The following is a 19,204-nucleotide window of genomic DNA, read 5'->3' on the forward strand; positions in this document are numbered from 1 at the left end:
GCAGCCGTCCCGCGTCGTGGCCCCGGAACGGGCTCGGGAGCGGGCCCGAGCCGGTGCCCCCCCGGGCGCTCGCGATGAGCCCTCCGGGGCTCAGGGACGGGTCTTCGTACCGCTGCCGCTCCCGTTGAGGCCGGTACGGGTGCCGGTGCCCGCCCCGCCGAGCTTCTTGGCCAGCTTCATCGCCTGGGGGATGGCCGACCCGCCCTGAGGGCCCGCGGCTCCGGGAGTGCGGGAAGCGGGGGAGGTGCCCGTGCCCAGCCAGCCGGCCAGCTTGCCCCCCTCGGCGACCGCCCGCAGGCGCTCCTCCGTCCGGTCGCGCACCGGGTCGGTGGCCACCACCAGCAGCTCGTCCCCGCGCCGCAGCACCGTCGTCGGGGAGGGCACGAAGCTCTTGTTCTCCCGCACCACCAGCGTGACGGCGGCACCGGCGGGGAGCCGGAGCTCGCTGACCTCGACACCGTGCATCTTCGACTTCGCGGGGACGGCGACCGACAGCAGATGGCCGCGCAGCCGCTCCAGCGGGGCCGACTCGATGCCCAGGTCGTCGGCCTCGGCCGGGTCCTCGGCGATGTCGAGCTTGTTCGCGACCCAGGGCAGCGTCGGCCCCTGGATCAGGGTGTAGACGATGACCAGGATGAAGACGATGTTGAAGATGCGCGTGCTGCCCGCCACGCCGGACACCATCGGAATGGTCGCCAGGACGATGGGCACCGCCCCGCGCAGTCCGGCCCACGACATGAGGATCTTCTCGCGGGCCGGAATCCGGAACGGCACGAGGCTGAGGAAGACCGACACCGGCCGCGCCACCACGGTCAGCACCAGGCCCACCACGACGGCCGGCCAGAAGTCGTCGATCAGGTCGTGCGGGGTGACCAGCAGGCCGAGCAGCACGAACATGCCGATCTGGGCCAGCCAGCCGAGCCCGTCGGCGAAGCCGCGCGTGGCGGGCCAGTGGGGGAGCTTGGAGTTGCCGAGGACCATCGCGGCCAGGTAGACGGCGAGGAACCCGCTGCCGTGGGCCAGGGCGCCCGCCGCGTAGGCCGAGACGGCGATGGCCATCACGGCGATCGGGTAGAGCCCGGAGGCGGGCAGCGCCACGTGCCGCAGCCCGAGCGATCCCAGCCAGCCCACCGTGACGCCGATCGCGGCGCCGATGGCCAGCTCCATCGCGATCTCGGCGACCAGGACGTACCAGTGCTCGACCGGGCCGACCGCGGAGAGCGCCACGACCATGATGACGACCGGAGCGTCGTTGAAGCCGGACTCGGCCTCCAGGACACCGGTGACCCGTGGCGGCAGCGGCACTTTGCGCAGGACCGAGAAGACGGCCGCCGCGTCGGTCGAGGAGACGACCGCGCCGATGATGAGCGCCTGGCGCCACTCCAGGCCGACGAGGTAGTGCGCGGCCGAGGCGGTGATGCCGACACTGATGCCCACGCCGACGGTCGAGATCACCGCAGCCGCGGGGAGGACCGGGCGGACCTCTTTCCACTTCGCCCCGAGTCCGCCCTCGGCCAGGATGACGACGAGGGCGGCGTAGCCGAAGACCTGTGTCAGCTCGGCGTTGTCGAACTCGACGTCGAAGATGCCGTCCTGCCCCAGGGCGATCCCGATGCCCAGGTACAGGAGCAGGCTGGGGAGCCCGCTGCGCGAGGAGACCCGTACCGCCACCACGGCGACGAGCAGGACGAGCGAGCAGACGAGCAGGAGTTCGTTGAGCGCGTGGACAGTCAGGGTCCGTTCCTTCCCTGCGTGCGTCTGCCGGACCGGCCCCCGGCAGCCAGGTACTTCGTTACCTTACCTAATCGTTAACGGTTCCTTGACGGCTTCGAGTGTTCGTACGAGGAAGACGCAGATGGGTGCATCCGTATACCGCGTCCGAGTGGCTTCTCCGCTGCGCCTATGGTTGCTCCTGCACTCCCAGGACCACCCTGCCCCCTCGAAGGACAGCGATGCCCGCCAACACAACCGCCTCTTCCGGCTCTTCCGACGCGAAGAAGCCCGGCAGGAAGAAGGGGCGACGCGCCCGCCTGATCGTGCTCGTCCTGGTGCTGGCGCTCGTCGCGGGTGTCGGGTACGGGGCGTACTGGTCCGTGTCCACCGTGCGGGCCTCGTACCCGCAGACGACCGGGTCGCTCACGCTCGACGGTCTGTCCGGTGACGTCGAGGTCAAGCGCGACTCCTACGGGATTCCGCAGATCTACGCGGACTCCGACGCCGACCTCTTCCGTGCCCAGGGCTTCGTCCAGGCGCAGGACCGCTTCTGGGAGATGGACGTCCGCCGGCACATGACGTCCGGCCGGCTCTCCGAGATGTTCGGTTCCGGACAGGTCGAGACCGACTCCTTCCTCCGCACGCTCGGCTGGCGCCAGGTCGCGCAGAAGGAGTACGACGAGGAGCTCGACGAGAGCACCAAGAAGAACCTCCAGGCGTACGCGGAGGGCGTCAACGCGTACCTGAAGGGCAAGGAAGGCCGGGACATCTCGGTCGAGTACGCGGCGCTGGGCCTGACCAACGACTACAAGCCCGGCGAGTGGACCCCGGTCGACTCGGTGGCCTGGCTCAAGGCGATGGCCTGGGACCTGCGCGGCAACATGCAGGACGAGATCGACCGCTCGCTGCTGACCAGCCGTCTCGACCAGGACGAGATCGAGGACCTGTACCCCGGCTACCCGTACAAGGACCACAAGCCGATCGTCGAGCAGGGCGCGGTCTCCCCGGTCACCGGGAAGTTCGACCCCGAGGCGACCCCGTCCGACTCCGTCGGCTCTGCGACCCCCCAGGGCGCCGGCGAGGGCCTGACCACGCAGCTCGCCGCGCTCTCCGACACCCTCGACGAGATCCCGGCGCTGCTCGGCCCGAACGGCAACGGCATCGGCTCGAACTCCTGGGTCGTCGGCGGGGACCACACGACGTCCGGCAAGGCGCTGCTCGCGAACGACCCGCACCTCGCTCCGATGCTGCCCTCCCTCTGGTACCAGATGGGTCTGCACTGCCGGAAGCTCTCGGCGAGCTGCCAGTACGACACGGCCGGCTACACCTTCTCCGGCATGCCCGGTGTGATCATCGGGCACAACCAGGACATCGCCTGGGGCCTGACCAACCTGGGCGCCGACGTCACCGACCTCTTCCTGGAGAAGGTCTCCGACGACGGCTACCTGTACGACGGCGAGACCAAGCCGTTCACGACCCGCGAGGAGACGATCAAGGTCGCGGGCGGGCGGGACCGGACGATCACCGTCCGCGAGACCGACAACGGCCCCCTGGTCTCCGACCGCAGCAAGGAGCTGGACAAGGTCGGCCAGAAGGCCCCCGTCAGCAACGCCGCCCCCGACCGGGCCGACGGGTACGCGGTGGCGCTGAAGTGGACCGCGCTGCAGCCCGGCAAGTCCATGGACGCCGTCTTCGCCATCAACCGGGCCAAGGACTTCACGGCCTTCCGGGCCGCCGCCGAGAACTTCGAGGTGCCCTCGCAGAACCTCATCTACGCCGACACCGAGGGCAACATCGGCTACCAGGCCCCCGGCAGGATCCCGGTCCGCTCCGAGGGCTTCGACGGTACGGTCCCGGCCCCGGGCTGGGACCCGGACTACGCGTGGAAGGGCTACATCCCCTTCGACGAGCTGCCCTACGAGTACAACCCGGACCGCGGCTACATCGTCACCGCCAACCAGGCCGTCATCGACGAGAAGAAGTACCCGTACCTGCTGACCAAGGACTGGGGCTACGGCGCCCGCAGCCAGCGGATCAACGACCTGCTCGCCCAGAAGATCAAGGGCGGCGAGAAGGTCTCGACCGATGACATGCAGAAGATGCAGATGGACAACTTCAGCGAGATCGCCGCGCTGCTGGTGCCCGAGCTGAAGAAGATCAACATCTCCGACCCGAGCGTCCGCGAGGCCCAGAAGCTGCTGGAGGGCTGGGACTACACCCAGGAGCCCGACTCGGCCGCCGCCGCGTACTTCAACGGCGTCTGGCGCAACATCCTGAAGCTCGCCTTCGGCAACAAGCTGCCCAAGGAGATGCGGGTCGAGGGCGACTGCATCAACGTGCCGCCGGCCAAGAACAGCGGCCCGGCCGACCAGCAGAGGAAGCTCGTCCGCGAGTGCGGCCAGCGTGACGGCGACACCGCGCAGCCGGACGGCGGCGACCGCTGGTTCCAGGTCGTCCGCGACATCATGGACGACCAGGACAACGCGTGGTGGAAGGCGCCCGCCCGGGGCCGCGAGGACGCGCTGGAGAGCCGGGACGACCTGTTCGCCCGGGCGATGGAGGACGCCCGCTGGGAGCTGACCTCCAAGCTCGGCAAGAACATCTCCACCTGGAGCTGGGGCCGGCTGCACCGCCTCACGCTGAAGAACCAGACGCTCGGCACCGAGGGGCCCGGCCTGCTCCAGCGCGCGCTCAACCGCGGCCCCTGGAACCTCGGCGGCGGCGAGGCGGCGGTCAACGCCACCGGCTGGAACGCGGCGAGCGGCTACGAGGTCGTCTGGGTGCCGTCGATGCGCATGGTCGTCAACGTGGGGGACTGGGACAAGTCCCGCTGGATCAACCTCAGCGGGGCCTCCGGACACGCGTTCAGCGCGCACTACACCGACCAGACCGACAAGTGGGTCGACGGTGAACTGCTCGACTGGTCCTTCGGGGCCGAAGCGGTCGACGCGTCCACCTCCGACACGCTGACGCTGAAGCCGTAGGCCCTACCGGGGGTTCCCGAAACGCCGCGCTCCGGCCGGTGTCACCACGGCGTCCACGGGGTGGTCGTGCGGTTCCGCGGGGACCCGCGCGACCACCTCGTCCTCGTACAGGAGCACCACGAGCGACGGGTGCGCACCGGCGGCGGCCAGCCGGGCGAGCACCCGGTCGTAGCTGCCGCCGCCCCGCCCGAGCCGCATCCCGGCCCCGTCGACCGCCAGGCCGGGCAGCAGCACCGCGTCGGCGGTCAGGACGGCCCCGGGGCCCAGGCGCGGTCCGTCCGGCTCCAGCAGCCCCCGCCCCGCCGGGAGCAGGTGCGCCGGACCCTCGTAGTCCGCCCAGTCCAGGTCGTTGTCGGCCAGGAGGACCGGCAGCAGCACCCGCACGCCGCGCCCGCGCAGCGCCTCCAGGAGGGCGCGGGTGCCCGGTTCGCGGCCCACGGAGACATACGCGGCGACCGTACGGGCGTCGGCCAGTTCGGGGAGGCGCAGCGCGGCCTCGGCGAGAACCGCGGCGGCGCGGAGTGCGTCCTCCTTCGTCAGGAGGGCCCGTGCGGCGAGCAGTTCGCGCCGCAGAGAGCCCTTCGCGGAGGTCTTTCCGGACTTGTCGGTGTTCATGGGCGACTCACACGGTTCTCGTATGGGCATATTTAAGGACGAAGTTAACCGGAAAATCGGCTTCCGGCCGTGTGCACCCGTTAAGGTCAGCTCATGACTCAGTCGCCCTCCAGGATCACCAAGGCTGTCATTCCGGCAGCGGGTCTCGGCACCCGGTTCCTGCCCGCCACGAAGGCCACTCCCAAGGAGATGCTGCCTGTCGTCGACAAGCCGGCCATCCAGTACGTCGTCGAGGAAGCCGTGGCAGCGGGCCTCTCCGACGTGCTGATGATCACCGGTCGCAACAAGCGTCCCCTGGAGGACCATTTCGACCGCAACTACGAACTGGAGTCCGCCCTCACCCGCAAGGGCGACGCCGAACGCCTGTCCAAGGTCCAGGAGTCCAGCGACCTGGCCACCATGCACTACGTGCGCCAGGGGGACCCCCGCGGGCTCGGGCACGCCGTGCTGTGCGCGGCCCCGCACGTGGGCGACCAGCCGTTCGCGGTGCTCCTCGGCGACGACCTCATCGACCCGCGCGACGCGCTGCTGGCCCGGATGGTCGAGGTCCAGGAGCGTGAGGGCGGCAGCGTCGTCGCGCTGATGGAGGTCGACCCCGCGCAGATCCACCTGTACGGCTGCGCCGCCGCGGACGCCACCGTCGACGGCGACGTCGTCCGCGTCACCGACCTGGTCGAGAAGCCCGACCCGGCCGACGCCCCCAGCAACCTCGCCGTCATCGGCCGGTACGTCCTGGACCCCGCGGTCTTCGGCATACTGCGACACACCGAGCCGGGCCGCGGCGGCGAGATCCAGCTCACCGACGCGCTCCAGCTGCTCGCCGCGGACGAGACGATCGGCGGCCCCGTGCACGGCGTCGTCTTCAAGGGCCGCCGCTACGACACCGGGGACCGCAGCGACTATCTGCGCGCCATTGTCAGACTGGCGTGCGAACGTGAGGACCTGGGGCCGGACTTCCGGACCTGGCTGCGCAAGTACGTCGCTGAGGAGATGTAGCCCCGTGAGCAGCACGATCTGGTCGGTCGACGAGCATCTGGACGACATCCTCGCCTCGGTGCGGCCGCTGGAGCCCATCGAACTGCAACTGCCCGACGCCCAGGGCTGCGTCCTGGTCAAGGACGTCGTCGTCGAGGTGGCCCTGCCGCCCTTCGACAACAGCTCCATGGACGGGTACGCGGTCCGCGTCGCCGATGTCGAGGGCGCGAGCGAGGAGTTCCCCGCGGTCCTCACCGTCATCGGTGACGTCGCCGCGGGCAGCGCGGGGCTCGCCGACGACCAGGTCGTGGGACCGGGGCAGGCCGCCCGCATCATGACGGGCGCCCCGCTGCCCGCCGGTGCGGAGGCCGTGGTCCCGGTCGAGTGGACGGACGGCGGTACGGGCGGTGGCCCGGCCGAGGGGATGCGCGCCCACGCCGACGCGCCGGAGGGCGCCACCGGCGAGGTCAGGGTGCACCGGCCCGTCGTCGCGGGCGCCCATGTGCGCGAGCGCGGGAGCGACGTCCAGCCGGGCGAGCCGGCCCTGGCCGCCGGATCGGTCGTCGGCCCGCCGCAGATCGGGCTGCTCGCGGCGATCGGCTGCTCCACCGTCGTCGTACGGCCCCGCCCCCGCGTGGTCGTCCTGTCCACCGGCAGCGAGCTGGTCCAGCCCGGCGAGGGGCTGACGGGCGGCCAGATCTACGACTCCAACAGCTTCGCGCTGACCGCCGCGGCCCGGGACGCCGGCGCCATCGCCTACCGCGTCGGCGCGGTCACCGACGACGCCGAGACGCTGCGCGCGACCATCGAGGACCAGCTGATCCGCGCGGACATCGTCGTCACCACGGGCGGTGTCAGCGTCGGTGCGTACGACGTCGTCAAGGAGGCGCTGTCCTCCGTCGGCGACGCGGACGAGCCGGGCGGCGGGGTCGAGTTCCGCAAGCTCGCCATGCAGCCGGGCAAGCCCCAGGGCTTCGGCTCGATCGGCCCGGACCACACCCCGCTGCTGGCCCTGCCGGGCAACCCGGTCTCCGCCTACGTCTCCTTCGAGCTGTTCGTCCGCCCCGCCATCCGTGCCCTGATGGGCCTCCCCGACGTGCACCGCCCCACGGTTCGCGCCGAGCTGCGCGCCGACAAGGCGCTCACCTCGCCGCCCGCCCGCCGTCAGTTCCTGCGGGCCCGCTACGACGCGGAGGCGGGCACGGTCACCCCGGTCGGCGGCTCCGGCTCGCATCTGGTCGCCGCACTGGCCCGGGCCGACGCGCTGATCGTGGTGCCCGAGGACGTCACCTCGGTCGAGCCCGGCACGGAGACGGACGTGGTCCTGCTCCGCTGACCGCCGCCCCGTGGCGGTACGGTATCTGCCGCCGTGCCTTCCGGAGGACCTCCTCCGGGCCCGAGGCCCATCGGTGCCCCTACCGCTAGGCGGAGTGAGTTGAGTACGCAGAACAGGCTGACGCACATCGACGAGGCGGGCGCGGCCCGCATGGTCGACGTGTCGGCGAAGGACGTCACCACCCGCGTCGCCCGCGCATCCGGCCGGGTGCTCGTCGCGCCGCGCGTGATCGAGCTGCTGCGCGGCGAGGGAGTGCCCAAGGGCGACGCCCTCGCCACCGCGCGGATCGCCGGGATCATGGGGGCCAAGCGCACCCCGGACCTGATCCCGCTCTGCCACCCGCTGGCCGTCTCCGGTGTGAAGGTCGACCTGAGCGTGGCCGACGACGCGGTGGAGATCACGGCCACCGTGAAGACGACGGACCGCACGGGCGTCGAGATGGAGGCCCTGACGGCGGTGTCGGTGGCGGCCCTGACGGTCGTCGACATGATCAAGGCGGTCGACAAGAGCGCGGTCATCACCGACGTACGGGTCGAGGCGAAGTCCGGCGGCAAGTCCGGCGACTACCGGCGCACCACGCCCGCGGTACCGACGGGACCGGACGCGTGACGCCGCCCGAGCCCGCCGGAGCCGCCCACGAGCAGCGGGGGCCGGAGCCCGCCGGAGCCGCGCCGGGCGGCCCCGCCCCCTACCGCGCCCTCGTCGTCACCGCCTCCAACCGGGCCTCCGCCGGGGTGTACGCGGACAAGGGCGGCCCTCTGATCGCCGAGGCGCTGACCGGCCTCGGCTTCACGGTCGAAGGCCCGCAGGTCGTCCCCGACGGCGATCCGGTCGAGGCGGCCCTGCGTGCGGGCGTCGCCGCCGGGTACGACGTGATCGTCACCACCGGCGGTACGGGCATCTCGCCCACCGACGCCACCCCCGAGGCCACCCGCCGGGTGCTCGACCACGAGATTCCCGGCATCCCGGAGGCGATCCGAGCCGAGGGCCTCGCCAAGGTCCCCACCGCCGCCCTCTCCCGGGGTCTCGCGGGCGTCGCGGCCCGCACTCTGATCGTCAACCTCCCCGGCTCCACCGGAGGGGTGAAGGACGGGCTGGCCGTCCTCGGCCGGCTGCTGGTGCACGCCGTCGACCAGCTTCGCGGCGGCGACCACCCCCGACCGGGGAGCCCGAGCTGAACATCGCGACCTGGCCGGTGACGCTGACCGACGGCGAGATCGTCCTGCGTCCGATGAAGATGCGCGACCAGCGGGTCTGGCGCGAGGTCAACCGGCGCAACCGCGACTGGCTGCGCCCCTGGGAGGCCACCGTCCCGCCACCCGCCCCCGGCGGCCCGGTCGCGCAGCGCCCCACCTACCGGCAGATGGTCCGCCACCTGCGCTCCGAGGCGAACGCGGGGCGGATGCTGCCGTTCGCCATCGAGTACGAGGGCCGGCTGGTCGGCCAGCTCACGGTCGCGGGCATCACCTGGGGCTCGATGTGTTCCGGTCATATCGGCTACTGGGTGGACCGGAGCGTCGCGGGGCGGGGCGTCATGCCGACGGCGGTGGCGCTCGCGGTGGACCACTGCTTCCGCACGGTGGGCCTGCACCGGATCGAGGTCTGTATTCGCCCGGAGAACGCTCCCAGCCGCAGGGTGGTGGAGAAACTCGGATTCCGCTCGGAAGGCGTGCGCCCGCGCTATCTCCACATCGACGGCGCCTGGCGCGATCACCTGATCTTCGCCCTCACCGCCGAGGAAGTGCCCGAGGGGATGATCCGGCGCTGGCGCCGGTCGCGGCCCGTGACGCCGGAAGGCCCCGGACCGACCGGGTAAATAAAATAAGTGTTCGAATTTGATCGCCGGGTGACCGCGTCCGAAAGGACTATCGGCGTCTGCTGATCCGAACAATCACAAAAAAAGTCCGTGATATCAGCCGGATCGTGCGACACACCGGGCCAATTGGCGGATCCTTCCGCGCAAACCCCTCTACGGTGTGACCGTGAGCAGCAGCGGCCTCATCTACGCAGTCATCGTCGGGGCCTGGGCCGCCTACTTGGTGCCGATGTGGCTCCGCAGGCAGGACGAGCTCAATGAAGCACGTCCGACGGAACGCTTCAGCACCGCCATCCGGCTGCTGTCCGGCCGGGCGGCGATGGAGCGCCGTTACGCCAAGGAGCTGCGGGAGCGCACCGCCGAGGAGGCGGGGCCCGAGGTCGACCCGGACCGGGAAACGGACCGTATGGAGTCCGTGGACGTCCGGGCCTTTGCCGCGCCTCCGGCGCACACGGAAGCCCGGCTTGGCGACCCGGCGCACGCGCCTGAGCGCACCCCGGGGCACCATGCGTCCGACCGTGCGGCGCACGACCGCCGCCCGGCGCCTCAGCCTCCGGACCGCCGGCACCCGGACCGCCCGGCGCACGAGCGCCGGTCCGGCGAGCGCCCGGCGGAGAAGGTGCCCCCCGCCCGGCGGCGCCCGCGCTCCGGTGCGGCCGACGCCGAACGGGCCCGGCGCGCCCAGCGCTCCCAGGTCCTGGCGCGGCGCAGGCGGACCACCATCGTCCTCTTCCTGGCCTTCACGCTCGGCGCGATCGTCGCGGCGGTCGGCGGCCTCGGCTTCCTCTGGGCCCCCGCGGTGCCGGCCGTGCTGCTGAGCACGTACATCGTCCATCTGCGGGCCCAGGAGCGCAGGCGGTTCGCCTTCACGATGGACCGCCGCCGGGCCGAGGACGCGGCACAGCGGCTGCGGGAGAACCGCCCGCGCCGGAACCAGCCCGCGGCCTCCGATCCGGCCGAGCCGGACGACGACTCCGAACCGCACCGCGCCGAGCCGGAACCCACCCCGACGGTCTCCCCCCAGGAGGCCGGCCGCCGCGCGCTGGTCGAGCAGACGGACCACGCGGAGTGGGTGGACCAGCAGCGCGAACGCGGCCGCGCCCAGGGCGACAGCTGGGAGCCCGTTCCCGTACCGCTGCCCACCTATGTCACCGCGCCCGTCGCCCCCCGGGCCACGGGCGGTGTGGAGGTCGGCGACCCGGAGACCTGGAGCGCGGCCCGCTCCAGCACCGCCGAGCCCACCCAGACGGGCACGTCGCACCCGACGGCCCCCGCGGTCGACCCGGCCCCGCGCCAGCGCACGAACCAGTCCCGCCGCAACCGCGACCGGGGCCGGACCCCGCTCTTCGACCAGTACGACGACGAGGGCCGGCCGCGCGCGGCCAATGAGTGAGGCCCCCCGGCGGCGCCGGGGGGCGCTCGGAAACCCGGCACCGCTGACCAGCGGAGGAACGGATTTCCAAGCACCCCTGTGAGGGTGCTAGAGTTTCACACGTCGCAAGGGCCTGTGGCGCAGTCTGGTAGCGCACCTCGTTCGCATCGAGGGGGTCTGGGGTTCAAATCCCCACAGGTCCACAAACGACAGTTCGCGAGTAGCTCTCGAGAACGGTGACGAGATCCCGTCCGATCGAAAGATCGGGCGGGATCTTCGTCGTTGAGGGGCCGCTCGGTGCCTGTCCGGCGTGGGGGACGGCGGCGTAGCGGATCCGGCGGGGTGCCGGGGCGTCAACCCTCCTCACCCTCTCGACCGTCGTCGAGCAGGGCCCCTTCCTCGCGGAACGGGGCAGCCTCAGCCCGCGGTGCCGGTGCGGGCCCCCTGACGGCCTCGTCAGGCGGTGTGGGACACCACGGCGTCGATGAGGTCCGGCCACAGCTCCCGGGGGCGGTCGTGGCCCATGTCGGGGACCAGGAGAAGTTCCGCACCGGGCACGAGCTCCGCGGTGCGCCTTCCGCCACTGGGGTCGATCAGTGTGTCGTCCAGGCCGTGGATCACCAGTGTGGGCACCCGCAGTTCACGGAGCGCGTCCGCGCGTGAACCGCTGAGGACCATTGCGCCGAGTTGCCGTCCGATCCCCGCGGGGTAGTACGCGCGGTCGTAGCTCGCGGCGGCCAGCTCGCGCAACGCCGCCGCGTCGCCGTAGCGTTGGGAAGCCCACGCCAGCTCCTTCTCCGCCGCCGCGACGTACCCCGCGCGGTCCGCCGGCTTCGGGGCGAACAGCACCGCCTGGGCCTCCGGGCTGGACTGGCCGTATGCGCTCTCGCCGGTCGAGGACATCATCGACGTCAGGGTCAGCACCCGTTCCGGGAAGGAGAGGGCCATCGTCTGGGCGATCATCCCGCCCATCGAGGCCCCGACGACGTGGGCGCGTTCGATGCCGAGCGCGGTGAGCAGACCCAGTCCGTCATCAGCCATGTCGCGAAGCCGATAGGGAACCATCGCGAGCGCGGCGGGAATGTCACCCGAGCTGACGGCGGCGATGAACCTGCCCATGTCGACTGGGTGTTCGTCGAACTTCGTGGACAGTCCGCAGTCGCGGTTGTCGTAGCGGATCACATATCGGCCGCGGTCCGCCAGCGCCCGGCAGAAGTCCTCGTGCCAGGCAAGCATCTGCGCACCGAAACCCATCACGAGCAGGACGGGCGGATCCCCGGGGTCGCCGAAGCTCTCGTACGCGATGGACACATCGGAAGACACGGCGACACTCGGCATAAGCGGATCCTGCCACGGGGTCGCCCACCGGGCGTAGCGATATATCCGGCGCGTGCCCCGCGCCTCTCCTGTGGCCATGGCCGTGCACGGCAACCCGGGGCGCGCAGGCGTTGTCGAGGAGTACGAGGAGTACGGGGCGGCGGGCCGGGAACTGCGGCCTGGAGCTCACGCCCGACTGCCTGGTGCACGCCCACCCCTGCGGTGGGGACCGCGCGCCGCGGTGATCCGGATCGCTTCCCGCTCCCGGGCGCTCGACGAGCTGGAGCAGGCCGTCGAGAACGTTTCCGGTACTGCTCCCAACAGGCCGTCTTCTCTACAGTTCTCGGCCAGTTCTGTAGAAAAGACCCCCACCGCCACTTCTTGTCGCGGGAGTTCCGGCTGCGCCAGAGTTCGAGGCGCGGCGACAGGAACATGTCATCGCCGCCGGGCAGTGTCCATGGAACACACCGCGCTTCCCCAGGCGCGGTGTGGCCACCCCCCCCCATTGTCTGGACGCTCGCCTGCGTAGCGGAAGGAATCGCGTGAAGCACGGAAAGAAGAACGCGCGCAGATACATCGTGGCCGCCTCGATCGGCGCCCTCCTGTCGGCCGGAGTCGCCACAGGGGCCTACGCCGGTACGGTGGGTGAGCCCTCGGCCCCCGCGGCGGCGCCGGCGTACCAGCCGGAGATGGTCAAGGCGCTCGCCGCGACCCTGGGCGTCAGCGAGAAGGCCGCCGTCGAGCGGCTGGACCGTGAGGCCGAGCAGCAGGACCGGTTCGCGCAGCTGCGGAAGGACCGGGTCGACACGCTCGGGGCCTTCTTCGCCAAGGACGGTTCGCTGGTCGTCAACGCCGCCGACGCCGAGGCGGCGAAGAACGTCCGGGCCGCGGGTCTGAAGGTCCGGGTGCCCGAGCGCGGCGAGAGCGAACTCGACCGCATCAAGGCGCAGCTCGACGCCAAGGCGCTCAAGAGCGCCCCGGCCGGCGTCTCCGCCTGGTCCGTCGACCTCGCGTCGGACACCGTGACCGTCGAGGTCAACGGCGCCACGGACGCCGCCACCCGCGGCTTCCTCAAGGCCGCGCAGAGCAACGGCGACGCCGTGCGCGTGGTCAAGGGGCAGGAGAAGCTGGAGACCCAGGCCGTCGTTCCGCCCGGCAGCCGGATGACCTTCAACGGCTACCTCTGCTCCGTCGGGTACGGCGCCCAGGACCGCAACGGCCGGCAGGTGCTCGTGACCGCCGGGCACTGCATCGAGGATCTGCCCGAACTGGCTTACAACGGGACCCGTTTCGCCAAGGGCACCCACACCCGGTTCGCGCTCGGCACCCGCAGTGTCGACATGGGCATCGCGGCCGTCGACGCCGGCAACTCCATCGGCCTCGACATCACCACGTACGGCAAGGCGGGCACCGTCCCGGTCCGGGGCAGCAAGCGGGCCCCCTCCGGTGCGGCGCTGTGCAAGTCGGGCCAGACCACCGGCTGGACCTGCGGCAAGGTCGGCTCGTACAACGTCAGCGTCACCTACAGCGACCAGAACGGCGGGCCCGACACCGTCGTGACCGGTCTCGCCAGCTCCTCCGTCTGCACCCAGGGCGGCGACAGCGGCGGGGCGTACGTCTCCGGGGACCAGGCCCAGGGCATGACCTCCGGCGGACCGATCGGCCAGCGGTGCACCGGCCGGGTCAACTCGCGCGGCTCGTCGTACTTCCAGCCGCTCGACGACGCCCTCGCCTACTACGGGCTGACGCTCAACACCAAGTAGTCCCTCCGCGGCAACGGACCGGCAGACAAGGCCACCCCCCAGACGCGGGAGACCGTCCACTCATCCTGGGCGGTCTCCCGTTCTCCACGTTCCCGGACCGTCCGGACCGCCTGGGCCGTCCGGACCGCCTGGGCCGTCCGGACCGCCTGGACGGGCCGTCCCGCCCGGACCGCCTGTACCACCCGGGCCGTCCGCTCCGTACTCCCACGCCACCCCGTGGACGCCGGGTTTGCACCGGGAGGTGAGCACATGGACGTCGTGCGCCTCGCTCAGCGGAATGCGACGGCGGCCGCGCGGTGGGGCGCCGACCTTCTCCCGGACGTAGCGGTGGCAGTCCACCGGCAGGGCGCCGGGGTGGAAGAAGACCTGCTGGAGGTATTCGTGGAGGTTCGTCCGCGACCAGCGTTCGTAGTGCGTGGCCGGGGTCTCCGAGGGGCTCACCTCGACGGCGTAACTCACCACCGTGGTGTCCAGCTTGGCCAGTTCCCGGCCGAAGCGGATCTCCATCACCAGGGACTTGAGCCCCTTCAGGTACGTGGCCTCCGCCAGGCGGCCGCAGGTGACCCTGATGTCGACGGGTTCGGCCGCCTCGTCGTCGAAGCTGAGGACGAAGACCGCCCGGTCGGCCCCGGCCCGCTTGGCCCGCAGGACGTTCGTGGTGGAGATCCCGCTCAGCGTGCCGCTCTCGCCGACCCTGACGATGTCGTGGACCATCAGCGAACTGGTCTCCTGGTTGAAGTGGCGGAAGCGCGCGCCGAGCGCCTTCTCCACCACCGAGTCCTCGCCGAGGATCTGGAGCGCCGCCCCTTCCGCGTCGGGCGGAGTGGTCCGGCCGCGCGGGCGGCGCGGGCCGAGCAGCGAACGCAGGGACCCGGCGGGCAGCTCCAGGATCTCCTCCAGCACGTCCACGGCCCGGAGGGAACGCGCCCGTTCGGGCTGGCTGCGGCCGCGCTGCCAGCTGCTCAGGGTGGCCTGGCTGATGGTGATGCCGCGCACCCTGAGCCGTTCGCTCACCCGCTCCAGGGAGAGCCCGCGGCGGTTCAGCGCCTCCCGCAGGACCCCGGGGAAGGTGTCCGCGCCGGTCGCCGCCGCGTGCAGGGCCGAGGTGGTGATGGCCTCGCCCGTCCGCGCCGCGGTGGCGTGCGCCTCGGTGTGCTGCGCCGGAAGCGGGCGCGGTGCGGTGGCCCGGGGGCCCGTGGCCCGCGGATCCGTGGCCTGCGCACCGGTGGAGCCCGGGGCCGCGGTCCGCGCTCCGGTGGTGCGAGGGGCCGTGGTCCGCGCTCCGGTGGAGCCCGGACCGGTGGCCTGCGCCTCGTCGGTGTCCGTGTCGCTCGACATGTCTCTCCCCGCTCCCGCACTCTCCCGGCGGGACTGCCTGCCGGCCCCCGCATACTGGTTGACCACCGGACGGGGGACGGATAACAAAACCCCCAGGGGTGATCCGGCCCACATTCCGGTGGCGAACCGAACGAAGGGCGTGGACGGCGTGGACAGCACCGCTCTGGTCATCGCGGCGAGGAACGGCGACCGGGCCGCCGGGGAGCGGCTGGCCGCCCAGTACCTCCCGCTGGTCTACAACGTCGTCGGCCGCGCCCTCAACGGCCACCCCGACGTGGACGACGTGGTGCAGGAGACCATGCTCCGGGCGCTCTCCGGTCTGCCCGCCCTGCGCGATCCGGCCCGCTTCCGCTCCTGGCTCGTCGCCATCGCCATGAACCAGGTCCGCAGCCGCTGGTCCCACCTCGGCCACCGCCCCGCCCCGCTGGAGGAGACCAACGACCCGGCCGACCCCGCCGCCGACTTCGTCGATCTGACGATCCTGCGCCTGGAACTCTCCGGGCAGCGGCGCGAGACCGCCGAGGCGACCCGCTGGCTGGACGACGCCGAGCGCGACGTGCTGTCCCTGTGGTGGCTGGAGACGACCGGCGACCTCACCCGGTCCGAGCTGGCCGAGGCGCTCGGCCTCTCCCCGCAGCACGCCGCCGTCCGCGTCCAGCGGGTGAAGAACCAGCTCGATGTCGGCCGTACGGTCGTCCGGGCCCTGGCCGCCGACCCCCGCTGCCCGGCCCTGGCGGACCTGCTCGGCGACTGGGACGGCACGGCGACGCCGCTGTGGCGCAAGCGGATCGCCCGCCATGTCCGGGGCTGCGCCTCCTGCTCCGCCGGGAGTACGGGACTGGTTCCGGCGGAGGGCCTGCTCTCCGGGCTCGCGCTCGTGGTGCCGCTCTACGACAGCGGGCAGCAGGTGGCGGCGGCCGTCGCCTCATCGGCCGCCCCGGCCACCGCCGCCGCGTCCCCGGGCGCGGCCCACGCCGCCCCGGCCGCCTTCTCGGCCGGGAAGGCGGCCGGGCTGATAGCCGGGGCGGCCGCCGTGACCGCCCTCGCCGTACTGATCTGGCCCTCCACCCCGGCCCAGCCCGAGGCCCGGGGTGGCGGTGTCACCCACAGCCCCGCGCCCGCGCCCCCGGCCGTGACCGCCTCCGCCTCCGCCGGGCCGAGCCCCAGCCCCTCCGCGGTCCCGTCCACGCCCGCCCCGAGCCCGACCCCCGCCACCCGGCCGTCGGCCGTCCCCCCGTCACCTTCCGCCTCCCCCGCGCCGAAGCCGTCTCCCCGCCCGGACACCCGCGTGGTCACCCGGGTCAACACCCTGCGCGCCGCGAACGGCTGCCCGGAGCTGGAGACCGATCCCCGGCTCACCGAGGTCGCCCAGCGGCACTCCGAGGACATGGCCGCGCGGAACTACTTCGGCCACACCGACTCCTCGGGCCGGGGCGCGGGCGACCGGGTCGGCGCCACCGGCTACGCCTGGTCGGCCGTCGGGGAGACCATCGCGACCGGCATGAGCGATCCGGCGGCGGTCGTCGAGGAGTGGCGCAACAGCCCCGGCCGCGACGACGACATCTTCAACTGCGCCTTCGTCCACGTGGGCGTGGGCCTCGCCGACTCCCCGCGCGGCCCCTACTGGACCCAGGTGCTGGCCACCCCGAGGTGAGCGGCCGGGCCGGTTGTCAGTGGCGGGTGCCAGACTCGGTCGGCATGGACAACAGCGTGCAGCTCAGAGACGTCGTGCCCGAGGACCTGGAGGCCTTCCTCGCGTACGAGCACGATCCGGAGGCCGTCCGGCGGTCGCGGTTCGTTCCCCGGGAGCGGGACGCGTTCATGGCGCACTGGAGGACGCGGGTGCTGGGGGATCCCGCCAACTTCGTGCAGACGGTCGTCGTGGACGGGGAGACCGCGGGGAGCATCGTCGCCTGGTGGGAGGGGGACCGGCGCTTCATCGGCTACTGGCTGGGCCGTGCGTACTGGGGCCGGGGCATCGGTACGCGGGCGCTGACCGCGTTCCTGGAGCGGGAGACGGCCCGCCCGCTGTACGCGGACCCGGCGGCCGGCAACACCGGGTCGGTGCGCCTGCTGGAGAAGTGCGGGTTCACGGCGGCCGGCACGGTGCGGCACGGCGAGGAGGAGCATGTGCTCCTGGTGCTCGGCGGGGGTGCGTGACCGGGCGTCCTGGAGGGGGATGCGTGACGGCCTGCGTGACCGGGCGCCCGGAGGCGGGGCGCGTGGCCGGCTGCGGCGCCCCGGGGCGCGCGATCTCCCTGCCGTCCGGGGTGCGCGATCTCCCTGCCGTCCGGGGCGCATGATGCCCTCGGCGCCCGAGGCGGGCGACGCCCCGCGCGCCCGGAGCGGGTGACGGACCGCCCTGGCCCCGGCCGGGGCCAGGGCGGCCGGTTGCTACGGCTGCCGCAGCGGCTTGGCCATGCAGATGCTGCTGTCGTACGTCCGGTAGTGCCCGAACTTCACCTCGCAGACGGTGTAGCCGCACGAGGCGTACAGCGCGACGGCCTCGGGCTGCTGGTCGCCGGTCTCCAGGACCATCCTGGTCCGGCCCGCGGCCCGGGCGTCCTCCTCCAGGGCGGCGAGCATCCGGCGGGCCAGGCCCCGGCCGCGGCCCTCGGGGATCACGAACATCCGCTTGATCTCGGCGTCGCCGTCCTCGTAGCCCTCGGCGTTGAGGTTCTGGGTCCGCCAGCCGCCGGTCGCCACCGGGCGCTCCTGCTCGTCGTAGGCGAGCAGATACAGACCGTGCGGCGGGACGAACATCGACGGGTCGAGCGGTGTGACATCGCCCTCGTCGCCGTAGCGCTCGGCGTATTCGAGCTGCACCTGGTCGTTGAGTTTGACGGCGTCGGGGTGGTCGAAAGGCCGAGGGTGAATAAGCATGCTCTGTATCGTATATCTGTGCGCTGGGGTGGAGTAGGTACTGTTCGGGGATGCTGACCGTTACTTCAGACAATGTGTCTAAAACATGGTGCCCTTGACCTGTGGGTATGCCGCACGTCAAGCCGAAGCGGGCTCGTCGAATACGGTACAGAACGCAGTGGACCCCGGGGCCTTGGCCGTCCCGGGGGTCCACTGCTCTCGGTCCCTACTCTGCTGGCGGCCCGTCCACGTGGCAGTAGCAGGCGCAGCGGCCTGCCGGGCGGCGGCAGTCCAGGTGAACGGCTGCCTGGCCGGACAAGCTCGCCGCCCGGCAGTGCGGACCTGTAGGGGCCCCCGTGTCCGTGCCCACCCTGACGGCGCTCTCGCGGCCGTTCTGCTCGCCCCGGGCCTTCTGGACGATGTCTCGTGCCTCCTTGGCCATCTGGCCGAGCCGGATGCCGAAGGGGCACGATCCGGGACGGGCCTGGCACCACTCGCACCGCGCCGTGTGGTCTATGACCGCCCGGTACAGAACCATGTCATCAGTCACGGGCCCCCACTGTGTGGCAGGTCTGCTCACCACTTCACCGCCGCCCATACGACCTTCCCGCCGTCGCGATCGGCGCACCCCCACGCGGCGGCCATCAGCGACACGAGCAGCAGACCGCGTCCGCGTTCGGCGAGGGTCGAGGCCGGCCGAAGGTACGGCAGGGTCGGGCATTCATCGTGAACCTCGACCCTCGTACGCCCCGGCTTGGCGTCGACAACCACCCGAATGGACGTGCCCGGACTCATGCGTGCTCCGTGCCGGATCGCGTTCGTGGCCAGCTCGGACGCGAGCAGTTCCAGTGTGCCGAGGGCATCCTCCGGAGTGTCCGGCTCCTGGTAGGCCGCGGCCTCGCGCACGTACCGACGTGCTGCCCGGACGGACTCGGGCATGGCCCCGCAGATCAGCTGCGGCGGAACGAATCGCCTCCGATCCCCTGGCGGTAAAGCTCGATGCGGATGCATGGACATCATGCGGACCCCTGACGCTGTGGCCGATCCGGACCTCGTCCGACCGTGTCGGCGCGGATGGAAATCTGGAATCATCGTGCGTCCCATACAGTGGCG

At 72.1% G+C, this 19,204-nt stretch carries 16 protein-coding genes and 1 tRNA gene; 11 read left to right on the top strand and 6 right to left on the bottom strand.

Translation table 11 applies throughout. The features are described from left to right. Positions 1–90: 90 nt before the first annotated feature. The gene (locus tag KME66_RS20165) at positions 91–1,674 is read right to left on the bottom strand and encodes a potassium/proton antiporter (protein WP_253208422.1); all 1,584 of its coding nucleotides are present in this window, start codon (positions 1,672–1,674) and stop codon (positions 91–93) included. 278 nt (positions 1,675–1,952) lie between these two features. Between KME66_RS20165 and KME66_RS20170 the strand changes: the two genes are divergently transcribed. Continuing rightward, positions 1,953–4,697, top strand: a complete 2,745-nt coding sequence (locus KME66_RS20170) for a penicillin acylase family protein (RefSeq protein WP_216324378.1) — start codon at positions 1,953–1,955, stop codon at positions 4,695–4,697. Positions 4,698–4,700: 3 nt separating this feature from the next. Here the strand turns inward: KME66_RS20170 and KME66_RS20175 are convergent, their stop codons facing one another. Further along, the gene (locus KME66_RS20175) at positions 4,701–5,312 is read right to left on the bottom strand and encodes a 5-formyltetrahydrofolate cyclo-ligase (RefSeq protein ID WP_216324381.1); all 612 of its coding nucleotides are present in this window, start codon (positions 5,310–5,312) and stop codon (positions 4,701–4,703) included. A gap of 93 nt (positions 5,313–5,405) precedes the next feature. Here KME66_RS20175 and galU point away from each other — a divergent pair, with 93 nt between their 5' ends. The 7 genes from galU (at position 5,406) to KME66_RS20210 (ending at position 11,014) form a co-directional block, all read left to right on the top strand. Beyond that, the gene (galU, locus tag KME66_RS20180) at positions 5,406–6,308 is read left to right on the top strand and encodes a UTP--glucose-1-phosphate uridylyltransferase GalU (RefSeq protein WP_216324384.1); all 903 of its coding nucleotides are present in this window, start codon (positions 5,406–5,408) and stop codon (positions 6,306–6,308) included. 4 nt (positions 6,309–6,312) lie between these two features. Beyond that, positions 6,313–7,623: a gephyrin-like molybdotransferase Glp gene (glp, locus tag KME66_RS20185; protein ID WP_216324386.1), complete on the top strand. Its 1,311-nt coding sequence runs from the start codon at positions 6,313–6,315 to the stop codon at positions 7,621–7,623. 99 nt (positions 7,624–7,722) lie between these two features. Continuing rightward, positions 7,723–8,232, top strand: a complete 510-nt coding sequence (gene moaC / locus KME66_RS20190) for a cyclic pyranopterin monophosphate synthase MoaC (RefSeq protein ID WP_073225215.1) — start codon at positions 7,723–7,725, stop codon at positions 8,230–8,232. Beyond that, positions 8,229–8,801, top strand: coding sequence for a molybdenum cofactor biosynthesis protein B (locus KME66_RS20195; RefSeq protein ID WP_216324390.1), 573 nt, complete (start codon positions 8,229–8,231; stop codon positions 8,799–8,801). The genes moaC and KME66_RS20195 overlap by 4 nt, the downstream gene beginning before the upstream one ends. A gap of 17 nt (positions 8,802–8,818) precedes the next feature. Next, positions 8,819–9,439: a GNAT family protein gene (locus KME66_RS20200; RefSeq protein WP_073225220.1), complete on the top strand. Its 621-nt coding sequence runs from the start codon at positions 8,819–8,821 to the stop codon at positions 9,437–9,439. 166 nt (positions 9,440–9,605) lie between these two features. Next, positions 9,606–10,832 (top strand): gephyrin-like molybdotransferase receptor GlpR, encoded by a 1,227-nt coding sequence (gene glpR / locus KME66_RS20205; RefSeq protein WP_216324393.1) that lies wholly within the window; start codon positions 9,606–9,608, stop codon positions 10,830–10,832. A 108-nt stretch (positions 10,833–10,940) separates the two neighbouring features. Continuing rightward, positions 10,941–11,014: transfer RNA gene (locus KME66_RS20210), tRNA-Ala, on the top strand. 253 nt (positions 11,015–11,267) lie between these two features. Here the strand turns inward: KME66_RS20210 and KME66_RS20215 are convergent. Beyond that, complete coding sequence (locus tag KME66_RS20215; RefSeq protein WP_216324396.1) at positions 11,268–12,149, bottom strand: alpha/beta hydrolase; 882 nt, start codon at positions 12,147–12,149, stop codon at positions 11,268–11,270. A 521-nt stretch (positions 12,150–12,670) separates the two neighbouring features. Here KME66_RS20215 and KME66_RS20220 point away from each other — a divergent pair. Next, positions 12,671–13,891: a S1 family peptidase gene (locus tag KME66_RS20220; RefSeq protein WP_216324399.1), complete on the top strand. Its 1,221-nt coding sequence runs from the start codon at positions 12,671–12,673 to the stop codon at positions 13,889–13,891. Positions 13,892–13,951: 60 nt separating this feature from the next. On the opposite strand, the gene KME66_RS20225 is transcribed toward KME66_RS20220, so the two are convergent. Further along, entirely contained in the window at positions 13,952–15,229 is a 1,278-nt protein-coding gene (locus KME66_RS20225; protein WP_253208423.1) for an XRE family transcriptional regulator, read from the bottom strand. A 139-nt stretch (positions 15,230–15,368) separates the two neighbouring features. On the opposite strand from KME66_RS20225, the gene KME66_RS20230 reads away from it, so the two are divergent. Together KME66_RS20230 and KME66_RS20235 are read left to right on the top strand one after the other, a co-directional pair. Further along, entirely contained in the window at positions 15,369–16,883 is a 1,515-nt protein-coding gene (locus tag KME66_RS20230) for a sigma-70 family RNA polymerase sigma factor (RefSeq protein ID WP_216329500.1), read from the top strand. Between the two features lie 44 nt (positions 16,884–16,927). Next, positions 16,928–17,389, top strand: coding sequence for a GNAT family N-acetyltransferase (locus KME66_RS20235; RefSeq protein ID WP_216324401.1), 462 nt, complete (start codon positions 16,928–16,930; stop codon positions 17,387–17,389). Positions 17,390–17,623: 234 nt separating this feature from the next. Here the strand turns inward: KME66_RS20235 and KME66_RS20240 are convergent, their stop codons facing one another. Continuing rightward, positions 17,624–18,112 (bottom strand): GNAT family N-acetyltransferase, encoded by a 489-nt coding sequence (locus tag KME66_RS20240; RefSeq protein WP_073225230.1) that lies wholly within the window; start codon positions 18,110–18,112, stop codon positions 17,624–17,626. 555 nt (positions 18,113–18,667) lie between these two features. Beyond that, on the bottom strand, positions 18,668–19,030 hold the full coding sequence (locus KME66_RS20245; RefSeq protein ID WP_253208424.1) for an ATP-binding protein: 363 nt from the start codon (positions 19,028–19,030) through the stop codon (positions 18,668–18,670). Positions 19,031–19,204 lie beyond the last annotated feature (174 nt).

It is taken from the genome of Streptomyces sp. YPW6 (assembly GCF_018866325.1).
Taxonomy (GTDB): Bacteria; Actinomycetota; Actinomycetes; order Streptomycetales; family Streptomycetaceae; genus Streptomyces.